The organism is Neobacillus sp. KR4-4 (assembly GCF_042136325.1).
Lineage (GTDB): Bacteria > Bacillota > Bacilli > Bacillales > Cytobacillaceae > Neobacillus.
Genome location: NZ_JBHHJU010000008.1, coordinates 129,499 through 146,215 on the forward strand (window position 1 = coordinate 129,499; position 16,717 = coordinate 146,215).

The following is a 16,717-nucleotide window of genomic DNA, read 5'->3' on the forward strand; positions in this document are numbered from 1 at the left end:
GGGAAAACATTGGTTGAAGTAAAACTTCATGATATTGGTGAAGGGATGACAGAGGGAGAAATTATCCACTATTTCGTCAAAGTGGGGGATTCGGTCAAGGTGGACCAGCCACTTGTAGAGGTACAAACAGATAAAATGGTAGCTGAGCTTCCTTCCCCAGCTTCAGGGAAAGTAAAGGAAATTATTGTGGACTATGGTAATACGGTCTCCGTTGGTACTACTCTTCTTGTACTGGAAACAGAAGGAGCAAAAGCGGTTGATATGGAAAAGAAACATGCAGAAGCAGCTTCTAAAAAGGAAGAGGCGTTACAATCACAACCGCAGCAATTAGCAGTGACTGAGCAAAAAGGAGAAAAAAAATTCATCATCGCGGCGCCTTACACAAGAAAAATTGCACGAGAGTTTCGTGTAGATATTAATGAAATTACAGGTACTGGTACATTTGGGCGCATCACTGTGGAAGATATATATAACTTTGTTAAAAAACGTGATGAAATCCAATCTTCTAAGGAAATGAAAGCGCCCTCCGCCAAAGTGTCTGAAGCAAAAGCAGAACCTAAACAAGAGATTCAAAAGCAGGAAGTTCCGAACATAAATGAAACTAATGCAGAAGTAATTCCGTTTAGAGGCCGTCGGAAGCAAATTGCAAAGAAAATGACCCAGTCACTTTATACGATTCCTCATGTGACACATTTTGAAGAAGCAGATCTTACTGAGCTGCTCGCCTATCGAAATGATTTAAAAGAAATGAATATCAATGTTTCGGCTGTTGCTTTCTTTATCAAAGCGATCGCAGTGGCATTAAAACAATTCCCTGTATTCAATGCCAAGCTTGATGAAGAAAACGAAGTAATCCGTTTAGAGAAGGAATATAACATTGGAATTGCCACGGATACGGAAAACGGTTTAATTGTACCTATCATTCATCATGCTGACCGATTATCTGTTCGTCAAATACATGATAAGTTGAAAGAGTTAACGAAAAAAGCGCAAGAGGATAAGCTAACGTCGGCTGAATTAAAAGGAGGAACATTTACCATCAGTAATGTCGGTCCATTAGGAAGTATCGGCGCTACTCCGATTATAAATCATCCGGAAACAGGGTTAATTGCCTTCCATAAGACGAAAAAAATGCCTGTTGTTATGGAAAACGATGAGATTGCGATTCGCTCGATCATGACCATGTCGATGGCGTTTGACCACCGCGTTGCAGACGGTGCTACAGCAGTAGCCTTTACGAACCGCTTTAAACAATTAATTGAAAACCCTAAGTTGTGGCCAATAGAACTTGCATAGTAACCAATAAATCCACTAAACTCCAAGAATATAACTAGTAAGTCCCACAAAGATCAGGGACAATAGAACACCAAATTAGGAAGACTACTCCACATCATTTTGGTAAAGTATTATCTAATAGATTGGTTGAAGTCTTCCTATCTCAAAAAGCAAATAAGTTTTAGAAACAGATCTCCCGAAAATAAATCGGACCTCACCTGAGGCTTGGGTGCAAAGAAATTTACAAAAAAGAACAACAGCAAAACGTGTAAGCGTTTGCACAGAAGGTTTTTTTCCGGTTGGACAAGTTCGTTACCATCAAGGAAACCCGTTGAAAGCTAATTTTGATCTTGTCGTTCTAGTATATTAATTAAAAGAGTTTAGGAGGACTAGTTAATGAAAGATGCATCATTGCAAAAGAAGTTGTTGCCGCGGCATATAAGTATGATGGCAATGGGAGGAGCAATAGGCACAGGGATTTTTAAAGGTAGTGCAGAATCCGTATCAATAGCAGGACCAGGTGTTATCTTTACATATATGTTCGCAGGACTATTGCTTCTTGTTGTTATGGGAGCTATAGCAGAAATGGCCATCGTCTATCCAAACACAAATATGAAAGGCTTTGTTCAGAAAGCATTTGGTAAGCGTGCTTCCTTTGTTATAGGCTGGATGTATTGTTTCATGTGGCTGGCTGTATGTGTGATCGAAATTGTCGTGGCAGGCAGCTTCTTGCAATACTGGTTTCCATCCATTCCTCTTTGGGAATTAAGTTTAGGCTGTGCCGCTTTAGTTATTGGAATTAACATGATGAATGTTAAAAATTATGGGGAATTTGAATTTTGGTTTGCAGGCATTAAAATCACCATGATTATCGTATTTATCATATTAGGAGCAGGTATTCTATTTGGAGCCATCCCGAGCAATCAATCCAACTATCTTCACAATTTTACAGAGCAAGGCGGTTTTTTCCCGAATGGGTGGATGTCAATCTTTACAGCTCTGTTAATTGTAATGTTTTCTTACGGAGGTTCTGAATTAATAGGATTAACAGTAACAGAAGTAAAAGATGCAGAACGGATTTTACCTAAGGTGATTAAAAGTTTTGTTTGGAGAATTATTTTGTTTTACACGCTGCCAATTCTGGTCATTTGCGGTTTAATTCCTTGGAATGAAATTGGCATCAGTCAAGCGAGTCCCTTTGTTCAGGTGTTATCCATGGCCGGCCTGAAGGGGGCAGCTCACCTTATGAACTTTATTTTAATTACAGCTGTCTTATCTGCAGCCAACTCCGGTATATACGGTTGTACACGGATGCTTCATTCCCTAGCGGTTGAAGGGGAAGCTCCAAAGTCTTTCTCTTTTGTATCAAAAAAGGGTGTTCCATTATACAGTTTAATATTAACAGCAATTATATTAGTCGGCGGCTCCATGATTGCCTTTGTTGCGCAGGAAAAGGTATTTACTTTATTAATGGCGGTTCCGGGTTTTGTTGTATCGTTGGTCTGGATTGGTATTTGTCTAGCACATTTAAAACTTCGCAATTCCTATCCTAAAGAACCAAGCTTTAAATTGTGGGGATTCCCATATGTAACTGTGATTACAGTCGTTACGTTAAGCATCATAACAGTTTTATTTTTGTTAGATGTACAGAATCGAGTGAGTATTATTACTTGTCTCGTTGTTTTAGCGGTGCTATCTTTGATTTCCATCTTTAAGTTTAAAAATGTGGATGAAAAAGATACCATGATAGTAAAACAGAATAAAGTAGTATAGTCATATCCATATTTAAGAGAATAGGTGAACAATAAAAAAAATGATAGGGGCCATAATGGCTCCTATCATTTTTTACATTTAAAAATATAAATTACTTTACAAAGTAAGTGCATTTTTGTATGCAGACAAATCCTAAATTATAGTACCTTTTGACATTTTACCATTAAAAATTTAAATGGAGGTTTATTTTCCGCATTCTTATGTGGTTCAACAATTTCCGAAAATTCTATCAGTCCATATTTCCCGAAATCTTGTTTAATGGAGTCATCATCATAAAAATACATTTTTACCCCTTCCATGATCTCGAAATAGTCTTTCCCTAGTTGTTTACCCTTTCCAAACATTGGGGCTTCTTTTGAAATAGTAGTAAAAATCATATAACCGTTTGGCTTTAACTGACTATAGCAATCTTTAATTAACTTCTCTCTCTCACGATCATTTAATAAGTGAATAAGTGCATAACAAAATATACCATCATAAAGCTTATTATCAAAGGGCATATCGGTTACTGAACCATGAAATATAGGAATAGTAAGCCCATTTTGCCTTGCCAATTCAATCGCTGTTTTTGAAATCTCAATACCTGTTACATTTATTCCGTTGTCCATAAAAACCTTTGCATTTCTTCCATACCCAATACCAGGAATCATTATATCCTTTACATTCTTTTCAAGGAAAAAGTCCTTTGTTAAAATTGCGGAGTCTGAGGGTTCGAATCCCCACATCATTTGATTTTGGATAAAACTTGATTCCCAAAATTCCGTCATAACTCAATCTCCTTTACAAATTGCTTAAATAATCGTTCCTGTTGAAAGATTATAATATCCATGGATACACAAAGCAATTCTGATCATATTTTCTATTAAATTTTTGATAAAATATCATGAAAGTACTATACTAAAAAACTTAGGACACTAGAGGTTATCGATTTATTGAAGAAAGTAGAAGAAAAACCGAAGAGAGAGTATTAGGCTATCGTTAAAGCCCATAGTTAATTTTGATACTGATTTTTTATAAACTATAAATTCTGAAAATAATTAATATTCAGTATTGATTAAACACTATATCAGCAGTATAATCAAATCATAATGTGGAATGCATTCCACATTGTGAAACAGAAAGGGTGATCAAATTGTCAAAGCTGCATTTAAATTTTGCGTGTTGGGATTATGACCGAATTCAAGCCTTAACCAATGGAACTGTTCAAGCAAAAGGAATTGATTTAAACTGGCTGAACATGCCGGTTGAAGAAACTTTTTGGAGAATGATGCGCCATCAGGAATTTGATGTATCCGAATTATCGCTATCCTCTTATTTAATTGCTAAAGACCGCGGTTTTCCAAACTTCACGGCAATACCTGTTTTTATGTCTCGAAGTTTCCGTCATTCAGGCATTTATATTAATAAATATTCTGGAATTGAAAAAGCGGAGGACTTAAGAGGAAAACGGGTTGGAATTCCAGAGTACCAGTTGACGGCCTGCCTTTGGATTCGTGGAATATTACAACATGAGTATGGTGTTCATCCGTCCGAAATGAACTGGTTTACAGGTGGACAGGAGTCTCCGGGCCGAGTTGAAAAAATAAAACTCTCGTTACCGGACAATATTAATATCCAGCCAATAAATGAAGAACAAACCTTAAATCAAATGCTTGAAGATGGAGAAATAGATGCTTTTATTGCTCCACGAGCTCCATCCTGTTTTTTAAAGGGGTCGCCGAAAGTGCAACGGCTGTTTCCAGACAATGTATCTATCGAAAAAGATTACTATAAACGAACAGGCATCTTCCCAATTATGCATGTTGTTGCTATTAAGGATGAAATTCTGAAAGAGCATCCATGGGTTGCTGCCAATCTTTATTCGGCTTTTGTGGAAGCAAAGCAGAAAGTTTATGACGGATTTAACCAAACAGCAGCTTTAAAAGTAACTTTGCCTTGGTTTGTTTCTGAATGGGAAAATACCCGTCAATTAATGGGAGAAGATTTCTGGCCATATGGGTTGGAGAAAAATCGAAAAACTTTAGAAGCAGCTGTTACGTATTCGTATGAGCAAGGAATGATTAATAATCGATTAAGTGCGGAGGATTTGTTTGCACAATCGACTCTAGAAGCATACACACTATAAACTTAAAGCTTATTTGGCCATAAAGCTAGTCTTTATGTTCAATTAGAGCTGCTGCTACCTTTTTTTGAAAAAAATGAATTCAGAAAATAAATAATATTCAGTATTGACTAAGGTTTTCACTGTCAGTATAATGAAAAACATAATAACCACATTATGGAACGCGTTCCGCTATATGGAATTATAACAAACTATGGACTTTCGAAATTTTTACTCTAAAAGTTAACTTGGTGGTTTTTATAGACCTCAATGAAAGCGGTTTAATGAAATAATTTTAATCCTTTTGACAAAAAAATTTTTAAAAAGGGGAAAGATCATGGGGCAAGTAGATGAAAAAGAGTTAAAGCTTCAAGTAGCAAAAGCAATACGCTTGTTAGAAGCGGTTGAACTGCTGGATATGAATGGGCATGTCAGTTGTCGGATTCCAGGTACTGACCGATTTTTCATTAATTCCCGAAAGGCAAGCAGAGCATCTGTTACAGTGGGTGATATCGTAATGTGTGATTTAAATGGAAAATTGTTAGAGGGAGATTCAGAACCGCCAAGTGAATACCATATTCACACAGAAATCTATAAAAGACGCAGTGACGTATTAAGTGTAATTCACAACCATCCGCATTATCAAACCGTGCTTGGAATAGCAGATGTGGCAATGAAGCCAGTTTTCGGAATCGGATCCTTTGTGGACAACGTACCCGTTTATGAGAAATCAAGTTTAATTAACACCGCGGAATTGGGAGCAGAATTAGCCGAAACAATCGGTAAGGAAATTTCTGTTCAGCTGCGTAATCACGGAACAGTTGTTGCCGCTGAAAGTGTAAAGGCGGCTTTCGCTCGATCAGTATTTATTGAAGAAAATGCAAAAAAACAATATGATGCTTTGCTCTTGGGACGAGAGATTAGGGTGCTAACCGGAGATAATCTAGTCCGAACAAGAGAGACAGCCTGGCAGCCAAGTATTATTGAGAAAGTATGGACCTACCATGAACAAAGGGCATTAAAACAAGGCATCTTAGAAGGTATTGATGAACAATCACCACAAACAATGATGTCTAAATAGGTAAGGGTTAAATCTTATAATTATGAATAATAGGAGGGCATTTAGATGTTAAGTCAAGAACAAAACGAGTTGTTAACTAGTGTTGGACCCGATACACCAATGGGAAATTTAATGCGCCGCTATTGGATTCCAGTCGCTGCAGTGAGTGAACTAGAAAACAAGCCAACAAAAAAAGTCAGAGTTTTATGTGAAGATTTGGTTCTCTACCGTGACCTGTCTGGCAATCTAGGTTTAATTGACGAGAGATGTCCTCATAGAAAAGTATCTTTAGTATATGGAATGCCTCAAAAAGAGGGATTGCGCTGCCAGTATCATGGATGGTGCTTTAATCAAAAAGGGCAATGTACGGAGCAGCCAAATGAACCGGATACCAGTACCTTTAAAGACCGGGTTAAAACAAAATCATATCCGGTAGAGGAAATGGGTGGACTCATTTTTGCTTATCTCGGTCCAGCACCGGCACCATTGCTTCCACGTTTTGACGGCTTTGTCGTCGAGCATGCTGTGCGTATGATTGGCAGCGCGGTTATCCCTTGTAACTGGATGCAAATTATGGAAAATTCACTTGACCCCGTCCATACTGAGTGGCTCCATGGTCATTACCATGCTTATGTAACAGGTTTAAAAGGAGAAACACAGGAAGTGGCCTTCCAACGCAAGCATAACAAAATTGCTTTTGATGCATTTGAATATGGCGTTGTTAAAAGGAGATTGCTAGAAGGACAGTCAGAAGACAGTGATGATTGGCGCATCGGACATCCAGTCGTATTTCCTTTTATGCTGGCGGTTGGCAGTGGCGGTCTTGGGTCTTATCAATTCCAGATCCGAGTTCCGATTGATGATGAAACCACATGGCATATCTGGTATATGGCGTATGCACCAGGACTTGATGTAGAAATTCCTCATCATTTAAAAGAAATTCCATTATATGATGTTCCTTACAGAGATGAAAACGGCGAATTTATTACCGATTACATTGATGGACAGGATATTATGTGCTGGATTACGCAGGGGACAATCGCAGACCGAACGGAAGAACGTTTGGGGACTACGGATAAGGGGATCATTTTCTATCGGCAAATGCTTAAAAAGGAAATTGAAAAAGTGGCACAGGGTGAAGACCCGATTGGAACGATTCGGAATGAGGCGGATAACCATATCATCGTCCTGCCGTTGGAGAGAAAAAAGCATCATTTCAGTGACGGCTTTGAAAGTGTATTTAAGAGATTCCAGACGCGTTTCTCACCAATTATTGACGATGTAGTCGCATTATTTGACAAAGTGGGGGTTAAGTAATAATGACATTTATGCTGAGGGGGAAAGACAAACCATTTGTCGATTCCTCCCTAATCCAAAAGGGTGAGAGAGACACTACATTTGCGCCAACAGTCAATTACTGCAGCCATTGCGGTCAGTCGATGAGCGACCCGCGCAGTTTCATTACGGAATATTGGAGATCAGAGCAAAATGTATATTTTTGCTGGTGCCATTCTTGCGGGTACCTTTGGGAGTCAGCAGAGGTAAAGCAACTGACAACAATGGAGCTGGAAGAAGATGATTAAGGTTTTTTTGGATACGCCTTGGAAGGTGTAATCCTCTATATGTTTCTGAAAGCGATTCCAGTAATAAGGACCGAGAACCAAAAAACAGGAGGCGAAATAGTGAAAAATACTAAATTTTCTAAATGGGGTCTTACAATCATTGGCTGTACGTTGTTAACTGGAATGGTGGCATGTTCCAACGGTGAGTCGACTCAAAAATCAAACTCTGCACCAGCTGGAAATACTGGAACTGTGAAAAGCCAGCCAATTGATAAAACAGACACCAATGCCATAAAAGTGACATTGGCGGGCGGTTCAGTAGGCGGTTTTTGGTCCGGTCTTGGTCAAGTTGTTTCCAAATCATTCGCTGACAGTTATGCGGGATCAGCGGCAACCTATGAACCAGGGAGCGGTGCTGGAAATATTAAGTTAGTCGATGAAGGACAAGTTGAGCTTGGTCTTATTCAAGATGTGGAAGGGATTGCAGCAATCAAAGGGTTACCGCCGTTTGCCCAGAAATATGAAAATATGCACGCAATTGGAAGTATATACCAAAACGCATCCATGCAGATATCCGTCCGTGATGCCTTTGCGAAAAAGTACAAAGTTAAAAGTTTGAAGGAAATAGCTGAGAAAAAAGTACCTGCAAGGATTGCGATTAATCAACAAGGAAACCTGAACTCCTTGGCAGCCAATACAGCACTTGAAGCTAACGGAATCACAGATGAAAAATTGAAAGATTGGGGAGGATCCCTCACATGGGAAGGCAGTTCACAGCGTTGGGAAGCAATGGGAAGTAACCGAATGGATATTACCATTGACTTTGTTTTTGCTCCAGACGCGAAAGTCCAAGAAAATGCGGTTCAGACTGACCTTCAGCTTTGGTCTGTTAATCAGGATACCATCGATACTCTAGGCAAAGAGTGGAAGTTAAATGCATACACCATTCCAAAAGGAACCTATCAATTTCAGAAGGAAGATGTACAAACAGTGGGAATCAACGGGATTATTTTAGTCAACGACAAAGTCAGTGCTACCGATCAATACAAGATGGCCAAGTCATTAGTTGACAACTTAAAGAACATTCAAGCTCTACACCCGGCTGTGAAAAACATGACAGCAGAAAATCTGGCAGATACTGGAGCAATTCCATTAGCTCCAGGAGCAGAAGCATTCTATAAAGAAATTGGGGCTATTAAGTAATTTCTAATATCTGACCATTTGCATGAACCGAGGAAGGTGGGAGTTAATTGGGTTCTCAAAAAGTTGAAAAAGAAATGGGACTATTCCGGGCATTTTTTAAGGAAGGCAACCGAAGAGTCCTAACCGGTTTCTTTCGTAAAATGATTTTAACGATGGCTATTATTTTGACTATCTTTGAAGTATGGCTTGGAGCAATTGGAACAATGGATCTATTTCAATATACCACTGTATTTTATCCTTTAGTTTTAACCGCTGCCTTCCTGCAATTTAGTTCGACGAAGAGAGTGAAAGGGCAGAAGCCAACATGGCTGGATATTTTTATGGCTGCAATGTCACTTGGTATTGGTGTTTACTTCTTAATGAATATTGAACTTTATTTGAAGCGTATCCCATTATTTAATCCGTTAACCCCGTTAGAAATGGCAATAGGAATTGCGACGGTACTATTAACACTCGAAGCAACAAGACGGACATTGGGTTTTACACTTACTTCTGTAGTCCTCGTTATTTTAGCCTACGTTTTTTGGGGGCAGTATATTCCTGGCGCGTATTCTCATCGCGTAATAGACTATAATCACTTTTTAGATGATATGGTCTACACAACGAATGGAGTTTTTGGTACACCGCTTGGCGTGGCAGCAACCTATGTTTTTCTATTTGTTTTGTTTGGCGCTTTTTTTACTGCAGCTGGAGGGGGAGAGTTTTTCTTCCGTTTAGCGGCAACCATTTCAGGCAGAAGTGTTGGTGGACCTGCCAAAATTACGGTTATCACATCCGGAATGTTTGGGATGATATCTGGCAGTCCGACTGCAGATGTGTTAACCACAGGATCGATTAATATTCCTACGATGAAAAAGATGGGTTATTCACCCGTATTTGCTGGAGGAGTGGAATCAGCCGCTTCCACAGGTGGCAGCATTTTGCCGCCGATCATGGGTTCCGCTGCCTTTTTGATGTCTGAATACGCAGGAATCAGCTATGGTGCAATCGTGATAGCGGCGACAGTTCCTGCTTTACTCTACTATTTAGGAATCTTTTTACAGGTGCATTTCCGTTCCATCAAACAAAATATGCCTACGTTAAAAGAGGAAGAGATCCCCAAAATAAGCGATGTGTTTAAAGAAGGCTGGATCTACCTAGTTCCTCTCGTATTCTTGGTAATTGGCATTATGAACGGAATGACCGCTTCCCTGGCTGCTGTATTGGCAACGGCAATTGTCATTGTGTGCAGCTGGGTAAAACCAGAATATCGGATCGGGTATAAAAAATTGATCCTAATTTTTGAAGAAGTGATTGAACGAATGGTCCCTGTGACCATGGCCTGTGCAGCAGCTGGAATACTGATTGATGGAATTATGCTGACAGGTCTTGCCTCCAAGTTTGGAACATTAATTTTCTCGCTAACAGCTGGAAGTCTATTCTTAACATTAGTAGCCACGGCAGTTTTATGTGTTATTTTTGGAATGGGGATGCCTGTTTCTTCTGCGTATATCTTGACGGCAGTGTTAGCAGCACCATTATTGATCAATATGGATATACCTGCGTTGAACGCCCATCTATTTATCGTGTACTACTCCTGCTTATCGGCTATCACTCCTCCTGTGGCAGTGGCGGCATTTGCAGCTTCAAGTATCGCACAGGCGGACCCGGTAAAAATTGGTCTGAATGCTTGTAAACTAGCGATTGTCGCTTTTATTTTACCGTTTATTTTTGTCTATGATCCAGGAATCCTTTTAAAAGGTACATGGTGGGATATCGCTTCCAGTATCGTATTGTCAGTGATTGGCGTTATTGCGATTGCTGCTGCTGTGGAAGGCTGGTATAAAGCAAGAATGAACAAGTTGGAACAAGTGATCTTATTAGTGGGCGGCATCTTACTAATTGCACCGGGGTTGATTAGTGACGTAATAGGACTCATTATTACTGTTACGATTTTAAGTATGAATCGAATAAAAGCTAAGAAGAGCCTAAACCCAGATAAGAATACAGAGGATGTTAATATTCTTGAAGCATAAGCGGTAATATGTGTCTCCAGATTAAAACCTGGAGACTTTTTATGATAAGGAGGCTTGAAATGAGTGAAGTGAAACAATATTGTTGGCATGATGTGATAGATTCTGACACGAGGGATATTTATCAATCATATGAACGGGTAACGTTCATTGGAATGAAGCCTGCTGTGCTTCTGGTCGATCTTTATAATCTGGTCTACGAAGGTGGTTCTTTGCCTGTAAAAGATGTGGTGAAAAAGTATCCAAGTTCGTGCGGGATTCATGCTTGGAATGCCATTGAGCCAACCAAACAATTGATTTCATTGGCTAGAAGCCATCAAATACCATTGATTTACTCCACACAGGGTACAAATCGCATTCAAGCAACAAATAGGCAGCGAAATGTTGTGCATGATAACTCTTATGAAATACATGAAGCTTTCCAACCAGCACCAACCGATATTATCATTCAAAAGGAACGCGCCAGTTGTTTTTTTGGAACTCCATTGATCGCTTACCTAACTAGGATGGACATTGATTCTTTAATTATTTGCGGTGAGAGCACAAGTGGATGTGTTCGAGCTACGGCTGTAGATGCTTATTCTTACGGATTTCATCCGGTTATAGTAGAAGAATGTACATTTGACCGAAGTATTATTTCTCATAAAGTAAGCTTGTTTGACCTTCACCATAAATATGCAGATGTTATGAGCCTTGGTGAGGTGAAAGGGCATCTTGATTTAAGATTGGGTGCGTTCTAAAAATCAGTCGAACCTAGTTCACTCATTATATATTAAACTACTGTGGTAATGATAATCCACAGCTCTGGTCCTAAAAGGGTTTTTGATTGTTTATCCCGTTCATTTCCAAAAGCAGTAGTAACTCTTACCCATAAAAACATGATAAACTATTATGTATATATAGTTTAATTTAGGTATTTTCTTGCGTAGGAGGTAAGTGTTGGTACATATTGGTTTTAGAGACGGAGGAGTTTTGATGAAAGAATCAATTCAAACAGTACAATCTGTGGAAAGAGCTTTGAGAATTATGGAATGTTTTACACTTGAAAATCCGCAAAAATCATTAGGTGAACTGGCCGCCGAAACGAATTTGTCAAAAAGCACCATTTATCGCTTGCTTGCTACACTGGCGATATGCGGCTACATAAAACAGGATAAACAAACCCAAAAATACAGTTTAGGGTTTAAGCTATTTAATTTAGGTGCTGTGGTGAGTGGAAATATGTCTTTAAGGGACACAGCATTACCGTTTATGAAAAGGCTATCTGAAGAATTGTCAGAAACAATTGATCTAAATATTATTGAAGCAGATCAACGAGTGTGCATTGAAATGGTGGAAAGTTCAGAGGAAATTCGTAATATTGTCAAAGTTGGCCAGCGTAATGTTTTATGGACAGGGGCTTCCGGTAAAATCCTGCTAGCAAACCTGGAGGAAACCGAACGTAAGAGAATTATTGCCGATGCGAAAAAGCTTAATCAATTGCCTATAGAGGAAATCGTATTAGAAAATGAGCTTGAGATTATTCGCAAACAAGGATTCGTTCTCTCTATTGATGATCGACTTAAAGGTTCATTTGCGATTGCTTCACCCGTTTTCGATCATACTAGAAGACTTATTGGTGGATTAACAGCAGCTGGGCCAATCCATCGATTATCAGAAGATCGAAAGCCATTTATTATTAAGCAAGTTATGTATACTGCTTACAAGATTTCAGAATCCATGGGAGACAGTGGTGCGCAAAATCGCTTCAACATGCAAATAACACAGTAATTAACGATAAAAAACTGTACGGATACAAAGTTAGATTGGTATTCGTGCAGTTTTATTTTATTTTCAGAATATTTATAACAATCATTGAAAACAAATTCAAAAAAATGCTATAATTTTCTTAAGCTTATAAAATGGAATGCGTTCCGTATTGTGAAAACGATGAAAAAGTTTTCAACTAATCACAAATGAAAGGAATGATATAATGATGAATTTTCAAGATCATCCGTATTTGCTCCGCATAGGGATTGTCGGATTGGGAAATGCGGGTAGTGCCCTGCTTCCAAGTATTGCAAAACACCCAAATGTAAAGGTTACAGCAGCAAGCGGTAGAAATGAAGAACGGTTGAAGAAGTTTGCTGGGGATTATCAGGCTGAGTATTACTTGAGTGTAGAGGACTTATGTCAAAGTGAGCAGGTTGATGCTGTTTACATAGCAAGTCCGACGGAATTTCATGTAGAACATGTGAGAATTGCAACGCAATATAAAAAACATATTATTGTTGAAAAGCCTTTAGCAGTATCAGTTGAAGAGGCTGATTTGCTTATTCAGGCTGCTGAACAGGCGGGTATTCATATGATCGTCGGACATTCGTTTAGTTTTGAACCGCCTATACGAAAGATAAGAGAAATTATTGAAAAAGGTACGCTTGGGAAGGTGCGGATGATTAACAATTGGTATTATAATGACTGGATGTACCGTCCGCGTACACCTGAAGAGCTAGATACAGAGCTCGGTGGTGGTGTAACCTATCGACAGGGTTCTCACCAGTTTGATGTTATTCGATATATTGGCGGAGGTATGCTTAGAAGTGTCCGTGCAATGGCTGGTCGGTGGGATGAATCTCGTCCGACAGAAGGGGCCCATGCAGCCTTTTTAGAATTTGAAGATGGGACTGCAGCAACTGCTGTTTATAATGGATATGATCATTTTTTAACTACGGAACTTACGTTTGGAATTGGTGAAGGTGGTCCATCACAAAGGAATCAAGGCTACGGGTCTTCTCGTAAAGCTATTCAGCAATTGAGCAGCAGTGAGGAGGAAAGGAGGTTAAAAAGTCTAAAAGGATACGGTGGAAAACATGCAAAAAACTATGATCAAGAAAAAGCTCATCAGCCGTTTTTTGGATTAACGGTTGTTAGTTGTGAGCGGGGCGACATCCGTCAATCACCGAATGGGTTGTACGTTTACGGAGAAAGCGATAAAGTGGAGATTCAGCTTGGGAATGAAACCGGTCGGGATGTAATGATTGCCGAGCTATATGATGCGGTTGCCTTTGATAAGCCTCCTATTCATGATGGTAAATGGGGCAAAGCAAATTTAGAAGTTTGTCAAGCAGTCCTGAAATCTGCCAGGGAACGCAAGGAAATTTACCTGAAGCATCAAGTAGCTATTAACTCATCTAAGCAAATAGCGAGAAATAAATATTGATAAAAATTTGGAAAAGGGTGCAAGACGAGCTTCAACACACCAGGTGTTGAAGCTTGTTATCCTTTATTTGAGGTGAGGGAAGGGTGGTTCTTTCTTACTTTTTAATCATTCAAACGTTAATTTCTATTGCAGTGCAGGGAACACGACCAATTGTTTCTTTATTTGCCGATTCACAAGGTATATCCGTGAGTGTTATTGGAATTTTGGTTTCGGCTTATGCATTTTTTCCAATGCTTTTTGCCGTTAAAGCTGGGAAGTGGCTGGATGCATACGGCGCTCGGCATATGTGTTTGTTAGGAAGTATTGGTTTGTTAGTGTCTGTATTGATTCCGATCATCAACCCGATTGTTCCAACACTTTTTTTTTCGCAATTACTAATGGGTTTTTCGCAAATTTGCTGTCTCATTTCATTGCAAAAAACGGTTGGAAACCTTCCAGGGAACCAGGATAATCTTATTGCTATGTTTAGCCTAACAGGTTCGCTAGGCGAGCTAATCGGGCCCCTCGCAAGCGGGTTTGGATATGAATACGTTGGTTTTCGCTTTACGTTCGCCATGGCTGCTGTAATTGTCGGTATCGTCTTAATCAGCTGCTTGCTTGTACCAATTAAATTCTGGAAAAGTGCAGTTGCCTCTAGAATAGAAAAAGCGGGTAATAAAACATCCTCATGGAAAATGCTAAAACATGTTAATTTACGGAAAGCACTTATTATCAGCGGGTTAGTATTGTATTCAAAAGATCTTTTTGTGGCTTATTTTCCTGTTTTGGGTACTGGAGTCGGAATGAACGCTAGCAGCATCGGGATCGTTTTATCCCTTGTGGCCGCATCATCTATTGGAGTTCGTCTCATACAATTTCGCCTATTGCAAATCTTTGGGCGGGGTAAAATTTTAACCTCCACATTGATAATCAGCGGGCTTTCTTTTATGTTATTGAATGTAAGTGATTTTCCAGTTCTCTACGGACTCATCGCTGTCTTTCTAGGGATTGGGTTAGGATTAGGGCAGCCCCTTAGTCTGGCTTATGCAATGAAGGTAAGTCCGCTAGATAAGCAGGGAGAAGTATTGGGCTTACGGTTGACCTTTAACCGATCTTCCCAGTTCGTCTCGCCCTTTTTCTTTGGGGCAGTGGGAAGAATAGCCGGGGTTTCAGCTATTTTTATGGTATCCGGGATTGTCCTCCTTTTAGGAGCTTTTTTTACTCGATTGCAGAAGGTGGAAAATGGAAATGCACATGATAGTATGAGTGATTTATCTTTTTCATCTAGAGATGAAAAAGAAAGACTAGCGAAAAAAACAAATTAAAACATATCCCAAAATAAATAGGGGCAAAATTCTTCTAATGTTTGAACTGATGTGAAATTCTTTAAATGGAAAAATTGTTAATAAAAATGCACTAATAGATGTACCAGCAAGGAGTAGCGTCATATAAAAAATCCCAAATTATCACAATTTAAAATTGAGAATTTGGGATTTGTCGTTCTTCTATGAGTGAATGATATGTGGGGTGGTGGCAGGAAACTAAGTTATGCTTTTACTGGTTGTTCCCGATTTACATCATCGCGGCGACGATCGCCCCAATAGGTAGAGCCATGTTTAAGGTATTCATCGTAGCTCCATTTTATAGGCTCCCAATCAGGCTCGAAGATTAAGTAACTATTTGTAAAGATTTCAACACGAAGGCCGCTGCCTGGATCTTTTACATAAATGTACATCGCTTGTGAAATACCATGTTTACCAGGTCCAACAAAGCCAACTTCATTTTCACATAAAATGTCAGCTGCACGTAAAAGGTCTTGAGAGTTATCTAGCCAGTAGGCGATATGGTGCATTTCATTGGGTCCAATTGAATTTTTCGTCGTCATCATCGCAACATCGTGTACTAAGTTTGTAACACTCATCCAGCTAGCTACTTGTTCATCATCTGGATTAACGAAGTATTCGCGAAGCTTAAAGCCTAATGTTTCTGTTAAGTAGTTTACTATTCGTTTATTATCCATTGAAGTTTGCAAATTGACATGGTCGATGCGTCGTGGTGAAACACCTTTTGCCCAAGATTTATATACTTGATTTTTCAGCACTGATTTACGACCTTCCTCAGCTGCTGGTTTTTCCATATCGTAATAAATTTCAAAGCGGTGCCCACTTGGTAATTCAAAACGAATCGCTTCTCCTTGACCTACTTCTTCACCATCTTTAATCCAGCGTACATCTGTGCCAGCATCTTCTAAAAGAAGTGCAAAGGTTCCAACATCCTCACGCCGTTTTGCTTTCCATCCGATGTGGTCGATGTAAGACTTTTCTCCAGCTTTGATTGAAAGGGAATGGTGCTCAAAGTCACCCCAGGCACGTAAATAGTGTGTACCATTAACTGCACGTGTTTCCTCTAAACCGATTACTTCTTTAAAGAACCATAGTGATGATTCTAAGTCCTCTGTTACTAATGCAACGTGACCTAATTTTGCAATTTCTGGAGCATAAATGAATTTTTCCATAATTTTCACCTCAATTTAAAGAATGTGAACCAGTAGGT

The 16,717-nt window shown here is 39.3% G+C and carries 14 protein-coding genes; 12 read left to right on the forward strand and 2 right to left on the reverse strand.

Annotated features, from left to right (window positions below):
* Positions 1 to 9 precede the first annotated feature (9 nt).
* A complete protein-coding gene (locus tag ACE198_RS10740) occupies positions 10 to 1,296 on the forward strand; it encodes a dihydrolipoamide acetyltransferase family protein (RefSeq protein WP_375375558.1) in 1,287 nt (428 codons plus the stop codon).
* A 375-nt stretch (positions 1,297 to 1,671) separates the two neighbouring features.
* Entirely contained in the window at positions 1,672 to 3,048 is a 1,377-nt protein-coding gene (locus ACE198_RS10745; protein WP_375375559.1) for an amino acid permease, read from the forward strand.
* A 137-nt stretch (positions 3,049 to 3,185) separates the two neighbouring features.
* On the opposite strand, the gene ACE198_RS10750 is transcribed toward ACE198_RS10745, so the two are convergent.
* Positions 3,186 to 3,815, reverse strand: a complete 630-nt coding sequence (locus ACE198_RS10750) for a class I SAM-dependent methyltransferase (RefSeq protein ID WP_375375560.1) — start codon at positions 3,813 to 3,815, stop codon at positions 3,186 to 3,188.
* Between the two features lie 356 nt (positions 3,816 to 4,171).
* Between ACE198_RS10750 and ACE198_RS10755 the strand changes: the two genes are divergently transcribed.
* The 10 genes from ACE198_RS10755 to ACE198_RS10800 all read left to right on the forward strand — a co-directional run bounded on the left by ACE198_RS10755 (position 4,172) and on the right by ACE198_RS10800 (position 15,489).
* Positions 4,172 to 5,173 carry a PhnD/SsuA/transferrin family substrate-binding protein gene (locus ACE198_RS10755; RefSeq protein WP_375375561.1) on the forward strand — a complete coding sequence of 334 codons (1,002 nt, stop codon included), beginning with the start codon at positions 4,172 to 4,174 and terminating at the stop codon, positions 5,171 to 5,173.
* Between the two features lie 313 nt (positions 5,174 to 5,486).
* Entirely contained in the window at positions 5,487 to 6,230 is a 744-nt protein-coding gene (locus ACE198_RS10760) for a class II aldolase/adducin family protein (RefSeq protein WP_375375562.1), read from the forward strand.
* A gap of 45 nt (positions 6,231 to 6,275) precedes the next feature.
* Complete coding sequence (locus ACE198_RS10765; protein ID WP_375375563.1) at positions 6,276 to 7,526, forward strand: Rieske 2Fe-2S domain-containing protein; 1,251 nt, start codon at positions 6,276 to 6,278, stop codon at positions 7,524 to 7,526.
* A gap of 2 nt (positions 7,527 to 7,528) precedes the next feature.
* Entirely contained in the window at positions 7,529 to 7,792 is a 264-nt protein-coding gene (locus tag ACE198_RS10770; RefSeq protein ID WP_375375564.1) for a hypothetical protein, read from the forward strand.
* A 99-nt stretch (positions 7,793 to 7,891) separates the two neighbouring features.
* A complete protein-coding gene (locus tag ACE198_RS10775) occupies positions 7,892 to 8,974 on the forward strand; it encodes a TAXI family TRAP transporter solute-binding subunit (RefSeq protein ID WP_375375565.1) in 1,083 nt (360 codons plus the stop codon).
* A gap of 47 nt (positions 8,975 to 9,021) precedes the next feature.
* Positions 9,022 to 10,989 (forward strand): TRAP transporter permease, encoded by a 1,968-nt coding sequence (locus ACE198_RS10780; RefSeq protein ID WP_375375566.1) that lies wholly within the window; start codon positions 9,022 to 9,024, stop codon positions 10,987 to 10,989.
* Positions 10,990 to 11,048: 59 nt separating this feature from the next.
* Positions 11,049 to 11,726 (forward strand): isochorismatase family protein, encoded by a 678-nt coding sequence (locus tag ACE198_RS10785; RefSeq protein ID WP_375375567.1) that lies wholly within the window; start codon positions 11,049 to 11,051, stop codon positions 11,724 to 11,726.
* Positions 11,727 to 11,961: 235 nt separating this feature from the next.
* Positions 11,962 to 12,756: an IclR family transcriptional regulator gene (locus ACE198_RS10790; RefSeq protein WP_375375568.1), complete on the forward strand. Its 795-nt coding sequence runs from the start codon at positions 11,962 to 11,964 to the stop codon at positions 12,754 to 12,756.
* Positions 12,757 to 12,958: 202 nt separating this feature from the next.
* Positions 12,959 to 14,185 carry a Gfo/Idh/MocA family protein gene (locus ACE198_RS10795; RefSeq protein WP_375375569.1) on the forward strand — a complete coding sequence of 409 codons (1,227 nt, stop codon included), beginning with the start codon at positions 12,959 to 12,961 and terminating at the stop codon, positions 14,183 to 14,185.
* A gap of 83 nt (positions 14,186 to 14,268) precedes the next feature.
* Complete coding sequence (locus ACE198_RS10800) at positions 14,269 to 15,489, forward strand: MFS transporter (protein WP_375375570.1); 1,221 nt, start codon at positions 14,269 to 14,271, stop codon at positions 15,487 to 15,489.
* 221 nt (positions 15,490 to 15,710) lie between these two features.
* On the opposite strand, the gene ACE198_RS10805 is transcribed toward ACE198_RS10800, so the two are convergent.
* The gene (locus ACE198_RS10805; protein ID WP_375375571.1) at positions 15,711 to 16,679 is read right to left on the reverse strand and encodes a VOC family protein; all 969 of its coding nucleotides are present in this window, start codon (positions 16,677 to 16,679) and stop codon (positions 15,711 to 15,713) included.
* Positions 16,680 to 16,717 lie beyond the last annotated feature (38 nt).